We start from the raw sequence: 18,983 nt of genomic DNA, 5'->3' as shown, positions 1-18,983 counted from the left end.
CGAGTGAAGCGGAGGAACGAAAATCCCGCCGGAATCCTGAGCGGCCGGTCTGGTCCGGTGCGGTAGTCCCCCGCGCCGGCGGCTGCCGCGTTAGGGTCGGGGCCATGGCCATAAAAGCCGTGGTGTGGGATATCGACGACACGATCTTCGACTACACCGGCGCCGACACCGAAGGGTTGCGGCGCACGCTCGACGACGAGGGGCTGCCGCACGGCTATCTCTCGGCGGAAGATGCTCTTCGGCGCTGGCGGGAGCTCACCGATCGGCACTGGGCCCGATTCGCGGCCGGGGCGGTGGACTTCCAGGGGCAGCGGCGCGATCGCGTCCGCGACTTTCTCGGCAGGGTGCTGAGCGACGCCGAGGCGGACGCGTGGTTCGGTCGGCATGTCGCGCACTACGAGGCGGCCTGGTCGCTCTTCCCGGACTTCCTGCCCGCGTTCGACCGGCTGAGCGGCACGCACCGGCATGCCGTTCTGTCGAACTCGAGCATCCACAACCAGGACCGCAAGCTGCGCGCTCTCGGTGTGCGGGAGCTCTTCGAAGCGGTCATCTGTGCCGCGGAACTGGGCGTCTCCAAACCCGAGGCGGCCGCCTTCCTCGCCGCCTGCGACGCGCTCGGACTACCGCCGCGGGATGTCGCGTATGTCGGCGACCACCCGGACGTCGACGCCCGCGGTGCGGCCGAAGCCGGACTGACCGGCATCTGGCTGGACCGGTCGGGCCGCGGCGGCAGACCGGAGCTTCTCCGCATCGCGGCACTGGGTGAGCTGCCCGGGCTGCTGGGCGTGGATACCCGTTTTGGAGCGCCGTCCACCTTCGGGTAATGTTCTTCCTGCGCCGAGGGAAGCGGGCCGTGAGCCAAGGACCGGAAGCGTACAACCGAATGAGACCCCCGCAGGGGGGTTGAATTTTGGTGGCCTATGGTGTAATTGGCAGCACGACTGATTCTGGTTCAGTTAGTCTTGGTTCGAGTCCAGGTAGGCCAGCTCGCAGAGCTCATCTGCAAAGCCCCCGTTGTGTAGCGGCCTAGCACGCTGCCCTCTCAAGGCAGTAGCGCCGGTTCGAATCCGGTCGGGGGTACGGATCCATCCTGCTGAATCGTTCGGGTCGCTCCCGATGATCCAGTGGTGACATCATCCGTCTTCTGTCGGATGGGATCGCTAGGGCCCCCGTTGTGTAGCGGCCTAGCACGCCGCCCTCTCAAGGCGGTAGCGCCGGTTCGAATCCGGTCGGGGGTACTGGTCTACACCACTATGGCCTATGGTGTAATTGGCAGCACGACTGATTCTGGTTCAGTTAGTCTTGGTTCGAGTCCAGGTAGGCCAGCTCGCAGAGCTCATCTGCAAAGCCCCCGTTGTGTAGCGGCCTAGCACGCCGCCCTCTCAAGGCGGTAGCGCCGGTTCGAATCCGGTCGGGGGTACTGGACGTGAAGGCCCTTCCCGCACGGGAAGGGCCTTCACGCGTTCTCGGGTTCATCAGCCGAAGCGGCGGTACGACTCCTCTGCCTCCGCCAGCCTGCGCAGGCTCAGCAGCACCGGCTCGTACAGCACGGTGCAGGCCACCGCCGCCTCCACCTGGGCCTCCTCGTCCTCGTAGCGCTCCACCAAGTCCAGGTCGGCGACGGCCAGTTCGCCCGCGCTGCGGGCGTAGGGGAGCAGCTGCTCCACATCGCAGGGGTAGCCGAGCCGGACCATGGTGGCGATCGCGGCGACCAGCATCCGGTACGCCGGTGACTCGGCGCCCGTCTGGCGGCCGAAGTCCCAGCCGAGCCGCTCCAGAAGATCCCCGGCGGTGCGGTGTGCCGTGTCCGCCGCTGTGTCGTCCTGGTCCGGCTCCGGGCCGTGCGGCAGGGACCAGACCGCCGCCCCGAGTCGCATGTGGTGGTCGAGGGAGTCGTCCCCGATGGCCGCGATCACGTCCCTGGCTGCGGCCACCGGTATCCGGCCCACCTGGATCAGCGCGCGCACCAGCCGGAGCCGGCGCAGGTGCCCGTCGTCGTAGTCGGCCTGGGTGGCACTGACCCGCCGCCCGGGCGGCAGCAGCTGCTCGCGCAGGTAGTACTTGATCGTCGCGGCGGGTACACCGCTGCGCTCGCTGAGCTCCGCCATCCTCATTCTGCTTGCGCCCTTTCTTGGAGAGTGGCACTATCTAACTATAGATAGCTCCACTATCCAATCGTGCTTGCCAGGGAGGCCAGCCATGGGTAAGTCGCCGGTTCAGGGGCGTATGACGGCGCAGTCGCAGGACGGTGTGACGGTCTTCCTCATCGGGATGCGCATCAACAACTTCCGCGCGCTGCGCAGTTGGCTGCCGGTGGCCGCCGCCATGCCGCGGATGGTCGCCGAGCTCTCCGAGGAGAAGGAGCGCGGACTGCTCGGCTTCCAGTATCTGCTCGGCGGCCCTCGGCTGCTCTACCTGGTGCAGTACTGGGAGTCGAAGGAGAAGCTGCTCGCCTACGCCTCCGACCGCGACGGGGCGCACCGGCCCGCCTGGGCGGCCTTCAACCGCCGGATGCGGGATGGCAGGGGCAAGGTCGGCTTCTGGCACGAGACGTATGTGGTCCCTGCCGGCGCCTACGAGTCCGTGTATGTCAACATGCCCGATTTCGGCCTCGGCGCGGCGACGGGAACCATCCCGGTCGGCCGCCGCGGGGACCGGGCCGCGGACCGTCTCAAGGCTGCTTGAGTCTTCGAGGCTCGACCCCTGCCGCCGTGGCGTCGGAGCGGCGGCAGGGGTCCCGTCCGGCTGTGTCCCAAAAGGGCACGGGGGCGGCGTGACCAGCCACGACGAGCCCTCCCTCGCGGCTTCTCCCTCTGCTGCCGCGTGGGGACTCCCGCGGCCTGCGGGTGACGCACCGGGATTCCGGCGGATCGGCTCAGCTCGCGCGGCGCAGCGCGTCCGACAGACGGGCGGCGGCGTCGATCACGGCCTGGGCGTGCATACGTCCCGGATGGCGGGTCAGGCGCTCGATCGGCCCGGACACCGATACGGCGGCCACCACCCGGTTCGACGGACCGCGCACCGGGGCGGAGACCGAGGCGACACCCGGCTCGCGTTCGCCGATCGACTGGGCCCAGCCCCTGCGGCGCACCCCGGACAGGGCCGTCGCCGTGTAGCGGGCGCCCTGGAGGCCCCGGTGAAGCCGCTCCGGCTCCTCCCAGGCCATCAGGATCTGGGCCGATGACCCGGCCTTCATCGTGAGCGTCGAACCCACGGGCACCGTGTCCCGCAATCCGGACAGCCGCTCGGCGGCTGCCACACAGATCCGCATGTCGCCCTGCCGGCGATAGAGCTGCGCGCTCTCGCCGGTCACATCGCGCAGATGAGTCAGCACGGGCCCGGCCGTGGCCAGCAGCCGGTCCTCGCCCGCCGCTGCGGCGAGCTCCGACAGCCGGGGGCCCAGGATGAATCTGCCCTGCATGTCGCGCGCCACCATCCGGTGGTGCTCAAGGGCCACGGCAAGGCGATGTGCCGTGGGTCGCGCAAGCCCGGTCGCCGCGACCAGCCCGGCGAGGGTGGCCGGGCCGGACTCCAGCGCGCTCAGTACCAGAGCTGCCTTGTCGAGAACACCGACGCCACTAGAGTTGTCCATGCAACGATATTCATGTCTCACTCTGTGAAACGCAAGTTCAAATTCTCCGAGAAGTTGCGAACCTGGTTGTACAGCTGCACGAGGGCCCGCGCCCCTCGGCCTGCAACCGGTAGGCGCGGTGCTGCGCAATTGATCTCTAGTTGGGCCTGGGCAGCGTTGCCGGGCCGGAGGGAAAGCGATGGGTAGGACACTCGCGGAGAAGGTCTGGGACGACCACGTCGTCCGGCGCGCCGAGGGCGAGCCTGACCTCCTCTTCATCGATCTGCACCTCCTGCACGAGGTGACCAGCCCCCAGGCGTTCGACGGCCTCCGCCAGAACGGCCGCCGGGTGCGGCGACTGGACCTCACCATCGCGACCGAGGACCACAACACCCCGACGCTCGACATCGACAAGCCCATCGCCGACCCGGTCTCCCGGGCGCAGCTGGAGACCCTGCGCAAGAACTGCGCGGAGTTCGGGGTCCGGCTGCACCCGCTGGGCGACGTCGAGCAGGGGGTCGTCCATGTGGTGGGACCGCAACTGGGCCTCACGCAGCCCGGCACCACCGTGGTCTGCGGTGACTCCCACACCTCCACACACGGCGCCTTCGGCGCGCTGGCGTTCGGTATCGGCACCTCCCAGGTCGAGCACGTGCTGGCCACCCAGACGCTGCCGCTCGCCCGCCCCAGGACCATGGCGATCACCGTCGAGGGCGAGCTGCCCGACGGCGTCACCGCCAAGGACCTGATCCTGGCGATCATCGCGAAGATCGGTACCGGCGGCGGTCAGGGCTACATCCTGGAGTACCGCGGCTCCGCCATCGAGAAGCTCTCGATGGAGGCCCGAATGACCATCTGCAACATGTCGATCGAGGCCGGTGCCCGGGCGGGCATGATCGCCCCCGACCGGACCACGTTCGACTACCTGCAGGGTCGCGACCACGCACCCAAGGGCGAGGACTGGGACGCGGCGGTCGAGTACTGGAAGACGCTGCGCACGGACGACGACGCGGTCTTCGACGCCGAGGTCTTCATCGACGCCGCCGAGCTCTCCCCGTTCGTCACCTGGGGGACCAACCCGGGCCAGGGTGCCCCGCTCTCCGCGAACGTCCCCGACCCGGCTTCGTACGAGGACGCTTCGGAGCGTCACGCTGCGGAAAGGGCCCTGGAGTACATGGGGTTGACCGCCGGACAGGCGCTGCGGGACATCAAGGTCGACACCGTCTTCGTAGGCTCCTGCACCAACGGCCGTATCGAGGACCTGCGCTCCGCGGCCTCGATCCTGGAGGGCCGCAAAGTCGCCGACGGCGTACGGATGCTGGTCGTCCCCGGCTCGGTGCGGGTCGCGCTCCAAGCCGTCGAAGAAGGGCTCGACAAGGTCTTCAAGGAGGCCGGTGCCGAATGGCGGCACGCGGGCTGCTCGATGTGCCTGGGCATGAACCCCGACCAGCTGGCCCCCGGTGAGCGCTCCGCGTCCACCTCCAACCGCAACTTCGAGGGACGGCAGGGCAAGGGCGGCCGTACCCATCTGGTCTCACCGCAGGTCGCAGCCGCCACGGCGGTGGTGGGCCATCTGGCCTCGCCCGCCGATCTGACCGATCTGTCCGCCGCCCGTACGCCCGCCGGAGTCTGACCGCCATGGAAGCATTCACCACGCACACCGGTCGCGGCGTCCCGCTGCGCCGCAGCAATGTCGACACCGACCAGATCATCCCGGCCCACTGGCTGAAGAAGGTCACCCGCGACGGCTTCGAGGACGGGCTCTTCGAGGCCTGGCGCAAGAGCGACGACTTCGTACTCAACCGGCCGGAGCGGCAGGGCGCGACGGTCCTAGTCGCAGGGCCCGACTTCGGCACCGGCTCCTCGCGCGAGCACGCCGTCTGGGCGCTCCAGAACTATGGGTTCAAGGCGGTCGTCTCATCCCGCTTCGCCGACATCTTCCGGGGCAACTCGCTCAAGAACGGCCTGCTGACCGTGGTTCTGCCCCAGGAGACGGTGGACAGGCTCTGGGAGCTGACCGAGTCCGACCCGTTGGCCGAAATCACTGTTGACTTGGAGCAGCGCCAGGTGCGCGCCGGGGGTCTCACGGCCGATTTCGAGCTCGATGAGAACGCCCGCTGGAGGCTGCTGAACGGCCTCGACGACATCAGCCTCACCCTTCAGAACGAAGCCGACATCGCGGCTTACGAGGCTTCGCGGCCGGCCTTCAAGCCCCGCACGATTGAGGTCTGAGCAGCGCTTTTCCGAAACCGCGCCCCCCGCCGTCCGGCGGGGGGCGCGGTCGCTTGTTGAGACCCACCGGGGCGACAACTCGCCTCAGATGGCACAATCGGTGCATGGAACGCGACAGCCAACTCGAGCTCTATCAGGCAGTCGCCGACCGGCTGAAAGAAGCGCACACCCGTGTGCGCGAACTGCAAGTCCCGGAGGGCGTAAGGATGGCGCTGTCCCGGAAGCTGCTGGCTGTCACGGCCGCGGCCAAGCACGATCTCGCCGACGCCGCCAGGCGCCTGGACCGGCTGATGAGCGACCTCGATGAAGGCCGTTTCCCCCAAGGTGACTGACCGCCCGACGACGGCGCCGATATACGGCTCCGCCGGGTGGCCGCGACGGTCGACTTCGTTGCGGCACTAGGGTGATTAGCCCGTTTCGTGTTTGATTTGCGGTATATATCTGCCTAACGTGCGAAAAAGCTTGAACAGTTTCGTTCCGGCTATGTCTCCGAAGGGGAAGAAGTGAACAAGGCGCAGCTCGTAGAAGCGATTGCTGACAAGATGGGCGGCCGTCAGCAGGCCGCCGAAGCGGTCGACGCGGTCCTCGACGCGATCGTCCGCGCGGTTGTCAGCGGCGACCGGGTTTCGGTCACCGGCTTCGGTTCGTTCGAGAAGGTCGACCGCCCCGCCCGCTACGCCCGTAACCCTCAGACGGGTGAGCGCGTACGGGTCAAGAAGACCTCGGTGCCGCGATTCCGCGCGGGCCAGGGCTTCAAGGACCTGGTCAGCGGGTCGAAGAAGCTCCCCCGTGGTGGCGAAGTCGCCGTCAAGAAGGCCCCCAAGGGCAGCCTCCAGGTCGGCACCGCCGCCAAGAAGGCCGCCGCGAAGAAGGCGACCGCCAAGAAGGCCGCTGTGAAGAAGGCCACCGCGGTCAAGAAGACCACCGCTGCGGCGAAGAAGACCACGGCGAAGAAGACCACTGCCGCCAAGACCGCAGCCGTGAAGAAGACCGCGGCGAAGAAGACGACGGCGAAGAAGGCCGCGGCGAAGAAGACCGCCCCCGCCAAGAAGGCACCGGCCAAGAAGGCCACGGCGCGCAAGACCACCGCCAAGAAGACCACTGCCCGCAAGAAGTAAGCGGCGCGGCACCTCAGGGCCACTCACGCGACGGGCCGGGCTCCCCAGGGGAGCCCGGCCCGCGGCATGCCCTGGCCGGTGTGTGCCGGCCGCCTTGGCGGGCCGAGAGTCCGAACCGATGGGCGCCGGCCGCTCAGAGGGTCTGAAGCGTCACCAGCGTGATCCGCAGGGAATCGCCCTGCCCGTCGGTCTCGATACGCACCCGCTGCCCGGGTCGCAGCAGCCGCAGCCCGCCGGCGTCGAACGCCGCGGTGTCGAAGTCCACCGGAGTCCCGTCGTCCAGCAGCACACTGCCGCTCCGGGTCTCTGAGTCATACGTGTACGCGGTCGCCTGCATACCGAGAGCGTATCCGGCGTATCCGGAGCCGCTTGAGCGCCCCTGAACGATCATCTGAGCCAGGTGCTCCCGCAGCAGGGGCAGTCCGGCGCAGCGCGCCGCCGTGCGGGAGCCCACCCCCAGGGCGAGCGCGGCCCGCAGGTCATCGGCGGTGTCGACGTCCCGGCGCACCGAGTCGGTGCCGGCCACCGCAATTTCCGTGGCCCCGGACCGCAAATGCCGGTTTCGTGAGGGCCCACCGAATGCGGGACGCAATTCCGAGCCTGGTCCGGCCGCGAGAAAAGTGGTGCCAATTCCCGCCGAGTCCGGGAGGAAAGCCCGTGGGAATTGCGCGGCGATCCCCAGCACCAGAGCCAATTCCGCTGCTCGCAGCGCTGGCAGATCCGCGTTGAGCGCAGCCACCGGCGCGCCCGGGCGCCCGGCGCGCACCGTCTCCGCCCCGTGTGCCAGCGCGGCATTGAGCCCCGCGGCCGGGGTGTCGGGCACGACCCGGGCACCCAGGGCGGCCAGCTCGGCCCCTGCCAGCGGATCGTCAGTGACGACCACCACATCGGCCACCGCGGGACACGACAGGGCCGCGGCCACCGTGTCCTGGGCGAAGGCCAGCGCGAGTCGAGGCCGGAAGGTCGCACCGGTGGCCTCCGCCAGCCTGCTCTTGGCCAGGGCGAGGGGCTTCAGCGGAACGACGAGTGACCAGTGCACGGCCTCATTGTGACCCGCCCGGGCGGCGCCGCCATGACCCGCCCGCGTGGCGGCATCGTGACCTTCTCGCACGGCGACCCGGACCGTCCGGCAGCCGGGCGGGGCGTACGGTGTTCTCGACAGACCGGGGGCCCGGGGCGACACTTGACCCCCAGCAGCCAGGCAGCAGCAGACAGCCGCCAGGTCATAGAGGAAGGTGTCCGAGTGTCCCGCCGCAGAATCGGCTTCTGGTACCGCCTGGCGGCGGTCATCGCGAAACCGCCGCTGGTGGTTCTGTTCAAGCGGGACTGGCGGGGAACGGAGCACATCCCGGCCGACGGCGGATTCATCACCGCCGTGAACCACAACTCGTACCTGGACCCGCTGTCCTACGCGCACTACCAGTACAACACCGGACGTGTGCCCCGCTTCCTTGCGAAAGCCGCCCTTTTCAAGGGCGCGTTCGTCGGCACGATCCTGCGCGGCACCGGCCAGATCCCCGTCTACCGCGAGACGACCAACGCGATGGACGCCTTCCGGGCCGCCGTCGACGCCATCCAGCGCGGCGAGTGCGTGGCCTTCTACCCGGAGGGGACGCTGACCCGCGACCCAGAGATGTGGCCCATGGCGGGCAAGACCGGCGCAGCCCGGGTCGCCCTGCTCACCAAGGCGCCGGTCATCCCGGTCGCCCAGTGGGGTGCCAACATGGCGATGCCGCCGTACGCCAAGGAGAACAAGCTCCAGCTGTTCCCGCGCAAGACCCTGATCGTTCAGGCGGGACCGCCCGTCGACCTCTCCCGGTTCTACGGGATGGAGCCCACGCCCGAGGTGCTGCGCGAGGCGACCGAGGTGATCATGGGCGCCATCACCGCCATCCTCGAGGAGGTGCGCGGCGAGAAGGCGCCCGGTCAGACCCACGACCACGGAATGGCGCGTGCGGAACAGCGCCGCAAGGCCGCCGAGGAGGGGATGAAGTGACCCGTCCCGTCAAGGCTGCCGTCTTCGGCGCCGGATCCTGGGGCACAGCCTTCTCGGTGATCCTCGCCGACGCCGGATGCGAGGTCACCCTGTGGGCACGGCGCGCGGAGCCGGTCGACGCCATCAACACCACCCGGACCAACCCCGACTATCTCCCGGGAGTCGTACTCCCCGGGACGGTGCGTGCCACCACCGACGCCGCCGACGCCGCCGACGGAGCCGACTTCACCGTGCTCGTCGTGCCTTCCCAGACCCTGCGCGCCAACCTCGCGGAATGGGCGCCGAAGCTGGCTCCTGACACGGTCCTCGTCTCCCTCATGAAGGGCGTCGAACTCGGCACCGCCAAGCGGATGAGCGAGGTCATCACGGAAGTCGTCGCCGGGGCGCCGGGCGGCGCCGCGGCCGACGACGTCAGGCGGAGGGTGGCGGTCCTCACCGGACCCAACCTCGCCAAGGAGATCGCCGACCGCCAGCCCGCCGCCGCGGTGGTGGCCTGCGCCGACGAGTCCGTCGCCCAGCGGATCCAGTCCGCCTGCATGACCCCGTACTTCCGCGCCTACACCAACACCGACGTCGTCGGCTGCGAGCTCGGCGGCGCTGTCAAGAACGTCATCGGCCTCGCTGTCGGCATCGCGGACGGCATGGGTCTCGGAGACAACTCCAAGGCCACCCTCATCACGCGTGGCCTCGCCGAGACCACGCGTCTGGGCCTCGCCATGGGTGCCGACCCGATGACCTTCTCGGGCCTCGCGGGACTCGGCGACCTCGTCGCCACCTGCTCATCCCCGTTGTCCAGGAACCACACCTTCGGCACCAATCTCGGGCGGGGGATGACCCTCCAGGAGACCATCGCCGCCACCAGGCAGACGGCCGAAGGGGTCAAGTCCTGCGAGTCCGTGCTTGATCTGGCCAGGCGGCACGGCATCGACATGCCGATCACGGAGACGGTCGTGTCGATCGTCCACGAGGGCAAGCCCCCGGTCGTCGCGCTCAAGGAACTGATGTCCCGCAGCGCGAAGCCCGAACGGCACTGAGTTTCCGGGCCGGCGGCGCGCATTTCCCGGTGTCCCGGCGCCCGTGGAGCTTCTTGGAGGGGGGTGGGCGGGTGAGACGGGCCGGGTGCGCCGGGCTCGCCCCGCACCTCAGGGGTACCGAGCCCCCCAAAGGGGGGTGCCCCGGCGCGGGCCTGCCGTCCTGGCGAAGGCGCAGGGTAGTCTCGTCGCGATATGAGCGAGAACCCGTTCCACAGCCCCGACCTTCCCTCCGAGCAAGGCGAGGCGTCCCGCAAGCCGCGTGTCGCGGTGGTCTTCGGCGGCCGTAGCTCCGAGCACGCGATCTCCGTCGTGACGGCCGGTGCCGTGCTGCGTTCCATCGACCGCACCAAGTACGACGTGCTGCCCATCGGCATCACCAGTGACGGCCGCTGGGCGCTGACCACCGACGACCCGGAGCGGATGGCCATCGCCGACCGCACGCTGCCGTCGGTCGCCGCGCTCGCCGAATCCACCGAGGGCGGTGTCGCCCTCTCCGTGGACCCCGCCAGCCGCGAGGTGGTCTACAACGAGCCCGGCTCCGTGCCCAAGGCGCTCGGCGAGGTCGATGTCGTCTTCCCGATGCTGCACGGCCCCTACGGTGAGGACGGCACCCTCCAGGGCCTGCTGGAGCTCTCCGGCGTCCCTTACGTCGGCTCGGGTGTGCTCGCCTCGGCCGTCGGCCAGGACAAGGAGTACATGAAGCGGGTCTTCACCTCCTTCGGCCTGCCGGTCGGCCCGTATGCGGTCATCCGGCCCCGTGAGTGGGTGCAGGATCCTTCCGCCGCGCGCAAGAAGATCATCGACTTCGCGGGCGAGCACGGCTGGCCGCTCTTCGTGAAGCCCGCACGTGCGGGGTCCTCGATCGGCATCACCAAGGTCGACGACGTCTCCGGACTCGACGAGGCGATCGAGGAAGCGCAGCGGCACGACCCCAAGATCCTGGTCGAGGCGCTGCTGCGCGGACGTGAGATCGAGTGCGGAGTGCTGGAGTTCGAGGACGGCCCGCGCGCCAGCGTGCCCGCCGAGATCCCACCGGTGTCCGCGCACGCCTTCTACGACTTCGAGGCCAAGTACATCGACTCGGCCGACGGTCTGGTGCCGGCACCGCTGACCGACGAGGAGACCGCAGAGGTGCGGCGGCTCGCGGTCGCGGCGTTCGAGGCCGCGTCCTGTGAGGGGCTGGTCCGCGCGGACTTCTTCCTTACCGAGGACGGCGAGTTCGTGATCAACGAGATCAACACCATGCCCGGCTTCACGCCGATCTCGATGTACCCCCGGATGTGGCAGGAGAGCGGGATCAGCTACCCGGAGCTCGTCGACCGTCTGATCCAGGCGGCGCTGCGGCGTTCCACCGGGCTGCGCTGACGAGCTGAGCGGACCGCGCTGATCCGTACCGTGCGGAACGGTTCATGCAGAATCGTTTCGCACGGGAAGCCTCTCAATGCTTCCCGTGTCCTGTGTGCTCCTCGGTGAAGAGCCCCGGGACCGTCTTCGTCACCGATTCCGCCAGATCCGTCAGCGGCCCGAGGTCATGGGCGTACTGCTTCCCCAGTGTGACCTCGACATATGTCCTACGGGACGCCGTGGTGAGGCGGGGACCGTCGCCTTCGCGCTCCTCCACGAGCCAGTTGACGCCGTTGACCTCGACCGCCTGCCCCTGCGGATCACTCATCCCCGCGGGCCGGGGGACACCGCAGCGCAGTACGATCGCGGCGTCCCCCCACCCGGCGGTCAGCTGGGAGCGCGGTTCGGGGTCCTGGCGCTCCACTCCGGCCACGGAATCCGGGAGCGCCTTGTGCAGGGCGCGGCACAACGCCGTCTCCTGCGGAGGGGGCGTGGGCACCGCGACCGCGGGGGCGTCCGCGGAGCAGCCCGCGACGGCCAGCAGCACTGCGGCCGTGGCGGGCAGGGAGGCAAGCCGGTGAGAGGACATCACCGGCCAAGCGTAGACGGGGGCTACAGGTGCACGACCGGGCAGGTCAGCGTTCGCGTGATGCCGTCCACCTGCTGGACCTTGGCGACCACCATGCGACCGAGCTCGTCCACTGTGTCGGCCTGGGCGCGCACAATCACGTCATACGGGCCGGTCACGTCCTCGGCCTGGATCACCCCCGGGATCTTGGAGATGGTGTCGGCGACTGTCGACGCCTTGCCCACCTCGGTCTGAATAAGGATGTACGCCTGTACCACGGAACCTCCAGGGCGGCCACGAGGATCATGTGGGGAGAAGGGACGCCACGGTATCGCGTCGCCGCAGGCCGCGGGGAGACCTGCGCGCTCCGAGGTGCGCGCAGCGTGGCGCACACAGCACAGAAGTTGACCGGCTGCTCGGCCTACTCGACCGTACCGACAGCAGTGACGGCTCGCGACCGCAAGCGCACTGGGGCAGAAGGAGCACAGGAATGAAGGGCACCGTGGGCGAGCTGGGGGAGTTCGGGCTCATCAGGGAGCTCACCTCCCGCCTCACCTCCACCCCCGCCGTACGTCTCGGACCCGGCGACGACGCCGCGGTGGTGGCCGCCCCCGACCGCAGGGTGGTGGCCAGCACCGACCTGCTGCTGGAGGGACGGCACTTCCGGCGCGACTGGTCGACCGCTTACGACGTGGGCCGCAAGGCCGCGGCGCAGAACCTCGCCGACATCGCGGCCATGGGAGGGGTGCCGACAGCGCTGTTGCTCGGCCTGGTCGTGCCCGCCGACCTGCCCGTCACCTGGGCCACCGAGCTGATGGACGGGATCCGCGACGAATGCCAGGTCGCGGGGGCCGCGGTCGTCGGCGGAGACGTCGTACGCGGCGACACCATCACGGTCGCGATCACCGCACTCGGCGATCTGCGCAACCACGACCCGGTGACCCGGGCCGGCGCCCAGCCCGGCGATGTCGTCGCCTACACGGGCTGGTTGGGCTGGTCCGCCGCGGGGCACGCGGTGCTCTCACGCGGCTTCCGCTCGCCCCGCGCCTTTGTCGAGGCCCATCGCCGGCCCGAACCGCCGTATCACGCGGGGCCCGCCGCGGCCGGGCTCGGTGCCACCGCCATGACCGATGTCAGCGACGGACTGGTGGCCGACCTCGGCCATATCGCCGAGGCCAGCAAGGTCCGTATCGACCTGCGCTCCGGACTCATCGACATCCCCACGCAGATGAACGACATCGGCCAGGCCGTCGGGGTCGACCCGCTGCAATGGGTGCTCAGCGGAGGCGAGGACCACGCCATCGTCGCGACCTTCCCCCCGGACGCGAAACTGCCCGCCCGCTGGAAGGTGATCGGCGAGGTGCTCAACCCGTCCGCGCTGCCCCAGGTGACGGTGGACGGGGCGCCCTGGACCAGCAAGGGCGGCTGGGACCACTTCGGGGAAGGTTCGTGACAGTGGAGCCCGCCCCCCAGGCACCGCCGCGGGTGCTCACCGTCGCGGGATCCGACTCCGGCGGCGGGGCCGGTATCCAGGCCGACCTCAAGACCATGCTGGCGCTCGGCGTGCACGGAATGAGCGTCATCACCGCGGTCACGGCCCAGAACTCGCGCGGGGTGCAGGACGCCTGGGAGCTTCCGGCCGAGACGGTACGCACGCAGTACCGCAGCGTCGTCGACGACATCGGCGTCGACGCGGTCAAGACCGGCATGCTGGCGTCGGCCGAACTCGTGGAGGCCGTCGCCGAACTGCTGTCCGCCACGGACGCGCCCGTGGTGGTCGATCCGGTCGGGGTCTCCAAGCACGGGGACCCGCTGCTCGCCGAGTCCGCGCTGGAATCGGTACGCGGCAAGCTCCTGCCGACCGCGACCGTGGCCACCCCGAACATGGACGAGGTCGCCCAGCTCACCGGAGTCCGGGTGGCGGACGAGTCCGACCTACGGTGCGCGGCTGGCGCGGTGCTCGACCTCGGGCCGCGCTGGGCCCTGATCAAGGGTGGGCATCTCGCGGGCGACGCCGTGGACCTGCTCACCGACGGCACGGACGAACACTGGCTGCGTGCCCCTCGCCACGACAACCGGCACACCCACGGCACCGGCTGCACACTCGCGTCCGCCGTGGCGGCGGGGCTCGCCAAGGGGCTCACGGTGCCCGAGGCCGTGTACGCGGCCAAGGAGTACGTCACCGGCGCCATCGCCGCGGGATACGCGCTGGGCGGTGGGATCGGGCCGGTCGACCACGGCTGGCGGTTTCGCTGAGCGCTCCGCCCCAGAGTCGGTGGGGCACCCGCGGTCCTCAGCGGTGGCAGGCGAAGTCCCGGGCAGGGGTCCGTCGTGGCGGGTCACGGCGTGTCCCGCGGCCTCTTGACGCGCTGGCGAACCGCTTTGAGGCGCTGGCGAACCGCACCGGACCTGACTTCGCACGGTCACGTCACCAGCCGCGCCGGGAAGCCGTGCGGGGACGGCAAAAAGCCGGTCCACGTCATGTGGACCGGCTTTTCAAGGCAACCGGAAGGCTGCGCTACGACAAACGTCGCGGTTAGCGCGAGACCTTGCCGGCCTTGATGCACGAGGTGCAGACGTTGAGCCGCTTCGGCGTCCGACCGACCACGGCACGCACGCGCTGGATGTTCGGGTTCCAGCGACGGGACGTACGGCGGTGCGAGTGCGAAATGTTGTTGCCGAAGCCCGGCCCCTTGCCGCAGACGTCGCAGTTGGCAGCCACGGGTCACTCCAAAGACTTCAGATGCACTTACAGTGAAATCCGGCGTGCCGGAATCAGGGATCTGAAGTGGCTTGCCGGGGGAATAGCCCGACTTTCATCGGGCAACCGGAGCAGCATACAACGGCTGCTCCCGTACAACGAAACTACCATGGCACCCCTCGCCCCCCGCCCGGCCCTGGTCCGGACCGGGTCTACCCTGCGATGCGCAGCCGGCCGCTCTAAGGAGGACGACAGTTGCCGAAACAGGACGGGCTCCCCAAGGAGCCCGCAGGGCCTCGCGCAGAGCCGGTGGCGGGAGACGGGCGGGTACTCGACGCCCTGGTGGTACGCACCTGGTGCGTACTGGCACTGGAGGCGCTGGGGCGCGAGCGCGAGGAGCTCGACGCGATCAACGTCTATCCGGTCGCGGACGGGGACACCGGCACCAATCTGTATCTCACCGTCGAGTCGGCGTCACGTGCGGTGAACGCGGTCTTCGCCGGTGCGTCCGCTGCGCCGGGTCTCGGAGATGCCATGCGTGCCATGGCCCATGGTGCGCTGATCGGCGCGCGGGGTAATTCCGGGACCATCCTGGCTCAGCTGCTGCGGGGCATGACCGAAGTGCTGGTGGAGCAGGGAGGCGGGGTGGCCGCGGCCCTGCGGCGGGCCGCACGGTCCGCGCGCGAGGCCGTCGCGCACCCGGTGGAGGGCACGATCCTGAGCGTGGCGACGGCGGCGGGCAGCGCCGCGGTCCCCGATGACGACGACCCGGCCGCGCTGGCGGCCGCCTACGCAGGTGCGCGCCAGGCACTGCGGGAGACTCCCCGGCAGCTCGACGTACTGGGTCGGGCCGGTGTCGTGGACGCCGGCGGCCAGGGGCTGCTGGCGGTGCTGGGCGCGCTCGTGCAGGCGGTGACGGGCGACACGCCGGTGAGGCTCCCGGCGGCGCGCCTCGCCTCCCCGGCCCACCCGGTGGTGGCCGAACCCTGCGCCGACGGCGGACCCGCCTTCGAGGTGATCTACCTTCTGGAGGCCGAGGATTCGGCGGTGGCCCGGCTCCGGACCCGCCTCGACGGCCTCGGGGACTCTCTCGTCGTCGTCGGCGGCGACGGCCTGTGGAACGTCCATGTACACGTCGACGACGCGGGTGCGGCCGTGGAGGCCGGCGTCGAGGCGGGACGTCCGTACCGGATCCGGATCACCCACTTCGACACGCCCTCGCCCGCCGAGTCGCGTGAACCGGCCCAGCGGGCGGTCGTGGCCGTGGTACCCGGCGAGGGCCTCGCGGCCCTCTGCGAGACCGCCGGCGCGACCACGGTGCTGGCACGGCCGGGCGAGCCCCTGGCGAGCGGCGAACTCGTCGAGGCGATCAGAAGGGCGCATGCGCGCGAGGTCGTGCTGATGCCCAACGACCCCGAGCTGCGGCACACCGCGTCAGCCGCCGCGGAACAGGCCCGCGCGGAGGGCGTCCGGGTCGCCCTCATCCCCACCCGGTCGGCGGTCCAGGGCATCGCGGCCCTCGCGGTCCACGAGCCCGCCCGCCGCTTCGACGAGGACGTCGTCGCGATGACCTCCGCGGCGGGCGCCACCCGCTACGGCGAACTGGCCGTCGCCGAGCGGCAGTCCTTCACCTCGGCGGGCGTCTGTCAGGCGGGGGACGTACTGGGCCTGATCGACGGCGATGTCGCGGTGATCGGCGAGGACCTCGCATCGACGGCCGAGACGGTCCTGGACCGCATGCTCTCCGCGGGCGGCGAGTTGGTCACCCTCGTCCTCCCCGACGATGCCCCGCCCGGCCTGGCGGATCGTCTGGAGGCGCATGTCCGCAGGCGGCACCTGGCGGTGGACACGGCGATCCACGGCGGGGCGGGCGCGCCTCTGATGATCGGCGTGGAGTAGCCCTTCGCCGACACCGCGGGGTCGGGCGAACCCGACAGCCCAAGCCCTGCCGGCGCTTGGGGACGGGACGCCCCGGACGCCGCCGCGGTGCGGAGCACAGGGCCCCGCACCGCGAGGCCCAGCACACGGGGTGCGGGCTCACCGCATAACCGCCCACCACGCGGCCGCGATGCCGGCCGGCATGGGGCACGCCAAGAGCTGACCCGACACCGTGAGGCCCCGGTACGCGACGGCTGTCGGTGCCGTGGTGTGCAATGGACCGGTGTCCGCACACCTCGCACTGGATGAACCCCTGAAGACCAGCCTCGGCCCGGCCACCGCCAAGGTGATGGCCGAGCAGCTCGGCCTGCACACCGTCGGCGACCTGCTGCACCACTACCCACGGCGCTACGAGGAGCGCGGCCAGCTGACCCGCCTCGCCGATCTCCCGCTGGACGAGCACGTCACGGTGGTGGCCCAGGTCGCGGACGCACGTGTGCACAAGTTCAACGGCGGACGGGGACAGCGTCTGGAGATCACGATCACGGACGGCAGCGGCCGGCTCCAGCTCGTGTTCTTCGGGCGGGGCGTCCACAAGCCGCACAAGGACCTTCCACCGGGCAGCCGCGCGATGTTCGCCGGCAAGGTGTCCGTGTTCAACCGGAAGCTCCAGCTCTCCCACCCCAGCTATGAGCGCCTGTTCTCCGATGGCACCGACAGCGGCGACGGCGCGGTCAGCGCGTTCGCAGGGAAGCTGATCCCGATCTATCCCGCCTGCAAGGGCCTGGAGTCATGGAAGATCGCCAAGGCCGTCGACGCGGTGCTTCCCCGGGCCCGTGAGGCGCTGGATCCACTGCCGCCCGCGCTGCGCGAGGGCCGCGGTTTCGTGTCACTTCCCGAGGCTCTGCTCAAGATCCACCGGCCGGGCGGCAAGGCGGACGTCGAGGAGGCCAGGGCCCGCCTGAAGTGGGATGAGGCCTTTGTGCTCCAAGTCGCCCTCGCCCGGCGGCGCCACGCGGACGCCCTCCTTCCCGCGGTGGCCCGCAGGCCGGCCTCCGACGGGTTGCTGAGCGCCTTCGACGCGCGGCTGCCGTTCACCCTCACCGAGGGGCAGCAGAAGGTGTCCGCCGAGATCTTCGGGGATCTGGCCACCGAACACCCCATGCACCGGCTGCTCCAGGGGGAGGTCGGCTCAGGAAAGACGATGGTCGCCCTGCGCGCCATGCTCGCCGTCGTGGACGCCGCCGGCCAGGCCGCGATGCTCGCCCCCACCGAGGTCCTCGCCCAGCAGCACCACCGCTCGATCGTGGAGATGATGGGCGACCTCGCCGAAGGCGGAATGCTCGGCGGCGCCGAGCGGGCGACGAAGGTGTTGCTGCTCACCGGCTCCATGGGCGCCGCGGCCCGCCGCCAGGCCCTGCTCGACCTGGTGACCGGGGAGGCCGGGATCGTCATCGGTACCCATGCGCTGATCGAGGACAAGGTCCAGTTCCACGACCTGGGGCTGGTGGTCGTGGACGAGCAGCACCGCTTCGGCGTGGAGCAGCGCGACGCCCTGCGCGGCAAGGGAAAGCAGCCGCCTCATCTGCTGGTCATGACCGCCACCCCCATCCCCCGCACGGTCGCCATGACGGTGTTCGGGGACCTCGACACCTCCGTGCTGGACCAGTTGCCCGCCGGGCGCTCGCCCATCGCGTCGCACGTGGTTCCGGCCGCGGACAAACCCCATTTCCTGGCGCGGGCCTGGGAGCGGGTGCGCGAGGAGGTCGAGGGCGGTCACCAGGTGTATGTGGTGTGCCCCCGGATCGGGGACGACGTGGACCAGTCCGCGGACGCGCGGTCGAAATCGGCGGAGCCGGGTGACGACGCGGAGAAGCGCCCACCGCTCGCCGTGCTGGACGTGGCGGAGCAGCTGACCACGGGGCCGCTGAAGGGCCTCCGGGTGGAGGTGCTGCACGGCCGCATGGCACCCGACGACAAGGACGACGTCATGCGCCGCTTCGCCGCGGGCGAGGTGGATGTGCTGGTGGCCACGACCGTGATCGAGGTGGGGGTGAACGTGCCGAACGCGACCGCCATGGTGATCATGGACGCCGACCGGTTCGGTGTCTCCCAGCTCCACCAGCTCCGTGGCCGTGTCGGCCGCGGCTCCGCCCCAGGTCTCTGCCTGCTCGTCACCGAGATGCCGGAGGCGAGCCCGGCCCGTGCCAGGCTCGGCGCGGTGGCGGCCACGCTGGACGGCTTTGAGCTGTCCCGCATCGATCTCGAACAGCGCCGTGAGGGTGATGTGCTGGGCCAGGCGCAGTCCGGCGTCCGGTCGTCGCTGCGGGTGCTCGCCGTCATCGAGGACGAGGACGTGATCGCCGCCGCCCGCGAGGAGGCCGTGTCGGTGGTCGCCGCCGATCCGGACCTGGAAGGGTTCCCTGAGCTGCGCAGCGCGCTGGACGCACTGCTGGACGAGGACCGGGAGCAGTACCTGGACAAGGGCTGACCCGGCCGTCGGTGGCGTGGCCAGGGACAGCGGACCGGAGCTGAGCCCAT

At 70.2% G+C, this 18,983-nt stretch carries 18 protein-coding genes, 5 tRNA genes and 1 pseudogene; 18 read left to right on the top strand and 6 right to left on the bottom strand.

Annotated features, from left to right (window positions below; all coding sequences use genetic code 11):
- Window positions 1-104: 104 nt before the first annotated feature.
- The 6 genes from ABZ532_RS26185 to ABZ532_RS26160 all read left to right on the top strand — a co-directional run bounded on the left by ABZ532_RS26185 (window position 105) and on the right by ABZ532_RS26160 (window position 1,420).
- Window positions 105-824: an HAD family hydrolase gene (locus ABZ532_RS26185; RefSeq protein WP_361288530.1), complete on the top strand. Its 720-nt coding sequence runs from the start codon at window positions 105-107 to the stop codon at window positions 822-824.
- Between the two features lie 90 nt (window positions 825-914).
- Window positions 915-986: transfer RNA gene (locus tag ABZ532_RS26180), tRNA-Gln, on the top strand.
- A 21-nt stretch (window positions 987-1,007) separates the two neighbouring features.
- Window positions 1,008-1,080, top strand: a tRNA-Glu gene (locus tag ABZ532_RS26175).
- Window positions 1,081-1,165: 85 nt separating this feature from the next.
- Window positions 1,166-1,238, top strand: a tRNA-Glu gene (locus ABZ532_RS26170).
- 16 nt (window positions 1,239-1,254) lie between these two features.
- A tRNA-Gln gene (locus ABZ532_RS26165) sits at window positions 1,255-1,326 on the top strand.
- Window positions 1,327-1,347: 21 nt separating this feature from the next.
- A tRNA-Glu gene (locus ABZ532_RS26160) sits at window positions 1,348-1,420 on the top strand.
- Between the two features lie 55 nt (window positions 1,421-1,475).
- On the opposite strand, the gene ABZ532_RS26155 is transcribed toward ABZ532_RS26160, so the two are convergent.
- Window positions 1,476-2,114, bottom strand: a complete 639-nt coding sequence (locus ABZ532_RS26155) for a MerR family transcriptional regulator (RefSeq protein WP_361288527.1) — start codon at window positions 2,112-2,114, stop codon at window positions 1,476-1,478.
- 85 nt (window positions 2,115-2,199) lie between these two features.
- On the opposite strand from ABZ532_RS26155, the gene ABZ532_RS26150 reads away from it, so the two are divergent.
- Window positions 2,200-2,685: a DUF4188 domain-containing protein gene (locus ABZ532_RS26150; protein WP_361288524.1), complete on the top strand. Its 486-nt coding sequence runs from the start codon at window positions 2,200-2,202 to the stop codon at window positions 2,683-2,685.
- 190 nt (window positions 2,686-2,875) lie between these two features.
- Here the strand turns inward: ABZ532_RS26150 and ndgR are convergent, their stop codons facing one another.
- A complete protein-coding gene (ndgR, locus tag ABZ532_RS26145; RefSeq protein ID WP_361288521.1) occupies window positions 2,876-3,592 on the bottom strand; it encodes an IclR family transcriptional regulator NdgR in 717 nt (238 codons plus the stop codon).
- Between the two features lie 178 nt (window positions 3,593-3,770).
- Here ndgR and leuC point away from each other — a divergent pair, with 178 nt between their 5' ends.
- From leuC to ABZ532_RS26125, 4 genes are all read left to right on the top strand, one after another.
- Window positions 3,771-5,204, top strand: coding sequence for a 3-isopropylmalate dehydratase large subunit (leuC, locus tag ABZ532_RS26140; RefSeq protein WP_361288518.1), 1,434 nt, complete (start codon window positions 3,771-3,773; stop codon window positions 5,202-5,204).
- 5 nt (window positions 5,205-5,209) lie between these two features.
- Window positions 5,210-5,803 (top strand): 3-isopropylmalate dehydratase small subunit, encoded by a 594-nt coding sequence (gene leuD / locus ABZ532_RS26135; protein WP_361288515.1) that lies wholly within the window; start codon window positions 5,210-5,212, stop codon window positions 5,801-5,803.
- Window positions 5,804-5,907: 104 nt separating this feature from the next.
- The gene (locus ABZ532_RS26130) at window positions 5,908-6,135 is read left to right on the top strand and encodes a hypothetical protein (RefSeq protein ID WP_361288512.1); all 228 of its coding nucleotides are present in this window, start codon (window positions 5,908-5,910) and stop codon (window positions 6,133-6,135) included.
- Between the two features lie 171 nt (window positions 6,136-6,306).
- Complete coding sequence (locus ABZ532_RS26125; protein ID WP_361288509.1) at window positions 6,307-6,921, top strand: HU family DNA-binding protein; 615 nt, start codon at window positions 6,307-6,309, stop codon at window positions 6,919-6,921.
- A gap of 424 nt (window positions 6,922-7,345) precedes the next feature.
- Here ABZ532_RS26125 and cofC read toward each other — a convergent pair.
- Window positions 7,346-7,960 (bottom strand): annotated as a pseudogene (cofC, locus tag ABZ532_RS26120) (2-phospho-L-lactate guanylyltransferase); the annotation flags it as partial.
- Window positions 7,961-8,164: 204 nt separating this feature from the next.
- On the opposite strand from cofC, the gene ABZ532_RS26115 reads away from it, so the two are divergent.
- The 3 genes from ABZ532_RS26115 to ABZ532_RS26105 all read left to right on the top strand — a co-directional run bounded on the left by ABZ532_RS26115 (window position 8,165) and on the right by ABZ532_RS26105 (window position 11,316).
- Window positions 8,165-8,917 (top strand): lysophospholipid acyltransferase family protein, encoded by a 753-nt coding sequence (locus ABZ532_RS26115; protein WP_361288506.1) that lies wholly within the window; start codon window positions 8,165-8,167, stop codon window positions 8,915-8,917.
- Entirely contained in the window at window positions 8,914-9,951 is a 1,038-nt protein-coding gene (locus ABZ532_RS26110) for an NAD(P)H-dependent glycerol-3-phosphate dehydrogenase (protein ID WP_361288503.1), read from the top strand. Before ABZ532_RS26115 ends, ABZ532_RS26110 begins: the two co-directional genes overlap by 4 nt.
- Window positions 9,952-10,143: 192 nt before the next feature.
- A complete protein-coding gene (locus ABZ532_RS26105; RefSeq protein ID WP_361288500.1) occupies window positions 10,144-11,316 on the top strand; it encodes a D-alanine--D-alanine ligase family protein in 1,173 nt (390 codons plus the stop codon).
- Between the two features lie 73 nt (window positions 11,317-11,389).
- On the opposite strand, the gene ABZ532_RS26100 is transcribed toward ABZ532_RS26105, so the two are convergent.
- Together ABZ532_RS26100 and ABZ532_RS26095 are read right to left on the bottom strand one after the other, a co-directional pair.
- Window positions 11,390-11,884: a DUF3515 domain-containing protein gene (locus ABZ532_RS26100; RefSeq protein ID WP_361288571.1), complete on the bottom strand. Its 495-nt coding sequence runs from the start codon at window positions 11,882-11,884 to the stop codon at window positions 11,390-11,392.
- Between the two features lie 23 nt (window positions 11,885-11,907).
- The gene (locus ABZ532_RS26095; RefSeq protein ID WP_017947604.1) at window positions 11,908-12,141 is read right to left on the bottom strand and encodes an Lrp/AsnC ligand binding domain-containing protein; all 234 of its coding nucleotides are present in this window, start codon (window positions 12,139-12,141) and stop codon (window positions 11,908-11,910) included.
- A gap of 212 nt (window positions 12,142-12,353) precedes the next feature.
- Here ABZ532_RS26095 and ABZ532_RS26090 point away from each other — a divergent pair, with 212 nt between their 5' ends.
- A complete protein-coding gene (locus ABZ532_RS26090; protein WP_361288497.1) occupies window positions 12,354-13,316 on the top strand; it encodes a thiamine-phosphate kinase in 963 nt (320 codons plus the stop codon).
- Window positions 13,313-14,119 (top strand): bifunctional hydroxymethylpyrimidine kinase/phosphomethylpyrimidine kinase, encoded by an 807-nt coding sequence (thiD, locus tag ABZ532_RS26085; RefSeq protein WP_361288494.1) that lies wholly within the window; start codon window positions 13,313-13,315, stop codon window positions 14,117-14,119. The genes ABZ532_RS26090 and thiD overlap by 4 nt, the downstream gene beginning before the upstream one ends.
- A gap of 280 nt (window positions 14,120-14,399) precedes the next feature.
- Here thiD and rpmB read toward each other — a convergent pair whose 3' ends face one another.
- The gene (rpmB, locus tag ABZ532_RS26080; RefSeq protein ID WP_003957616.1) at window positions 14,400-14,585 is read right to left on the bottom strand and encodes a 50S ribosomal protein L28; all 186 of its coding nucleotides are present in this window, start codon (window positions 14,583-14,585) and stop codon (window positions 14,400-14,402) included.
- 288 nt (window positions 14,586-14,873) lie between these two features.
- Here rpmB and ABZ532_RS26075 point away from each other — a divergent pair, with 288 nt between their 5' ends.
- Window positions 14,874-16,463 carry a DAK2 domain-containing protein gene (locus ABZ532_RS26075; protein ID WP_361288569.1) on the top strand — a complete coding sequence of 530 codons (1,590 nt, stop codon included), beginning with the start codon at window positions 14,874-14,876 and terminating at the stop codon, window positions 16,461-16,463.
- Between the two features lie 328 nt (window positions 16,464-16,791).
- On the top strand, window positions 16,792-18,933 hold the full coding sequence (gene recG, locus ABZ532_RS26070) for an ATP-dependent DNA helicase RecG (protein WP_361288566.1): 2,142 nt from the start codon (window positions 16,792-16,794) through the stop codon (window positions 18,931-18,933).
- The last annotated feature ends 50 nt before the right edge of the window (window positions 18,934-18,983 follow it).

It is taken from the genome of Streptomyces sp. NPDC019396 (assembly GCF_040632375.1).
In the GTDB taxonomy this organism is placed as follows: domain Bacteria; phylum Actinomycetota; class Actinomycetes; order Streptomycetales; family Streptomycetaceae; genus Streptomyces.
The sequence above is the reverse complement of the archived record's forward strand: the minus strand, read 5'-3'. Positions and strand labels throughout refer to the sequence as shown.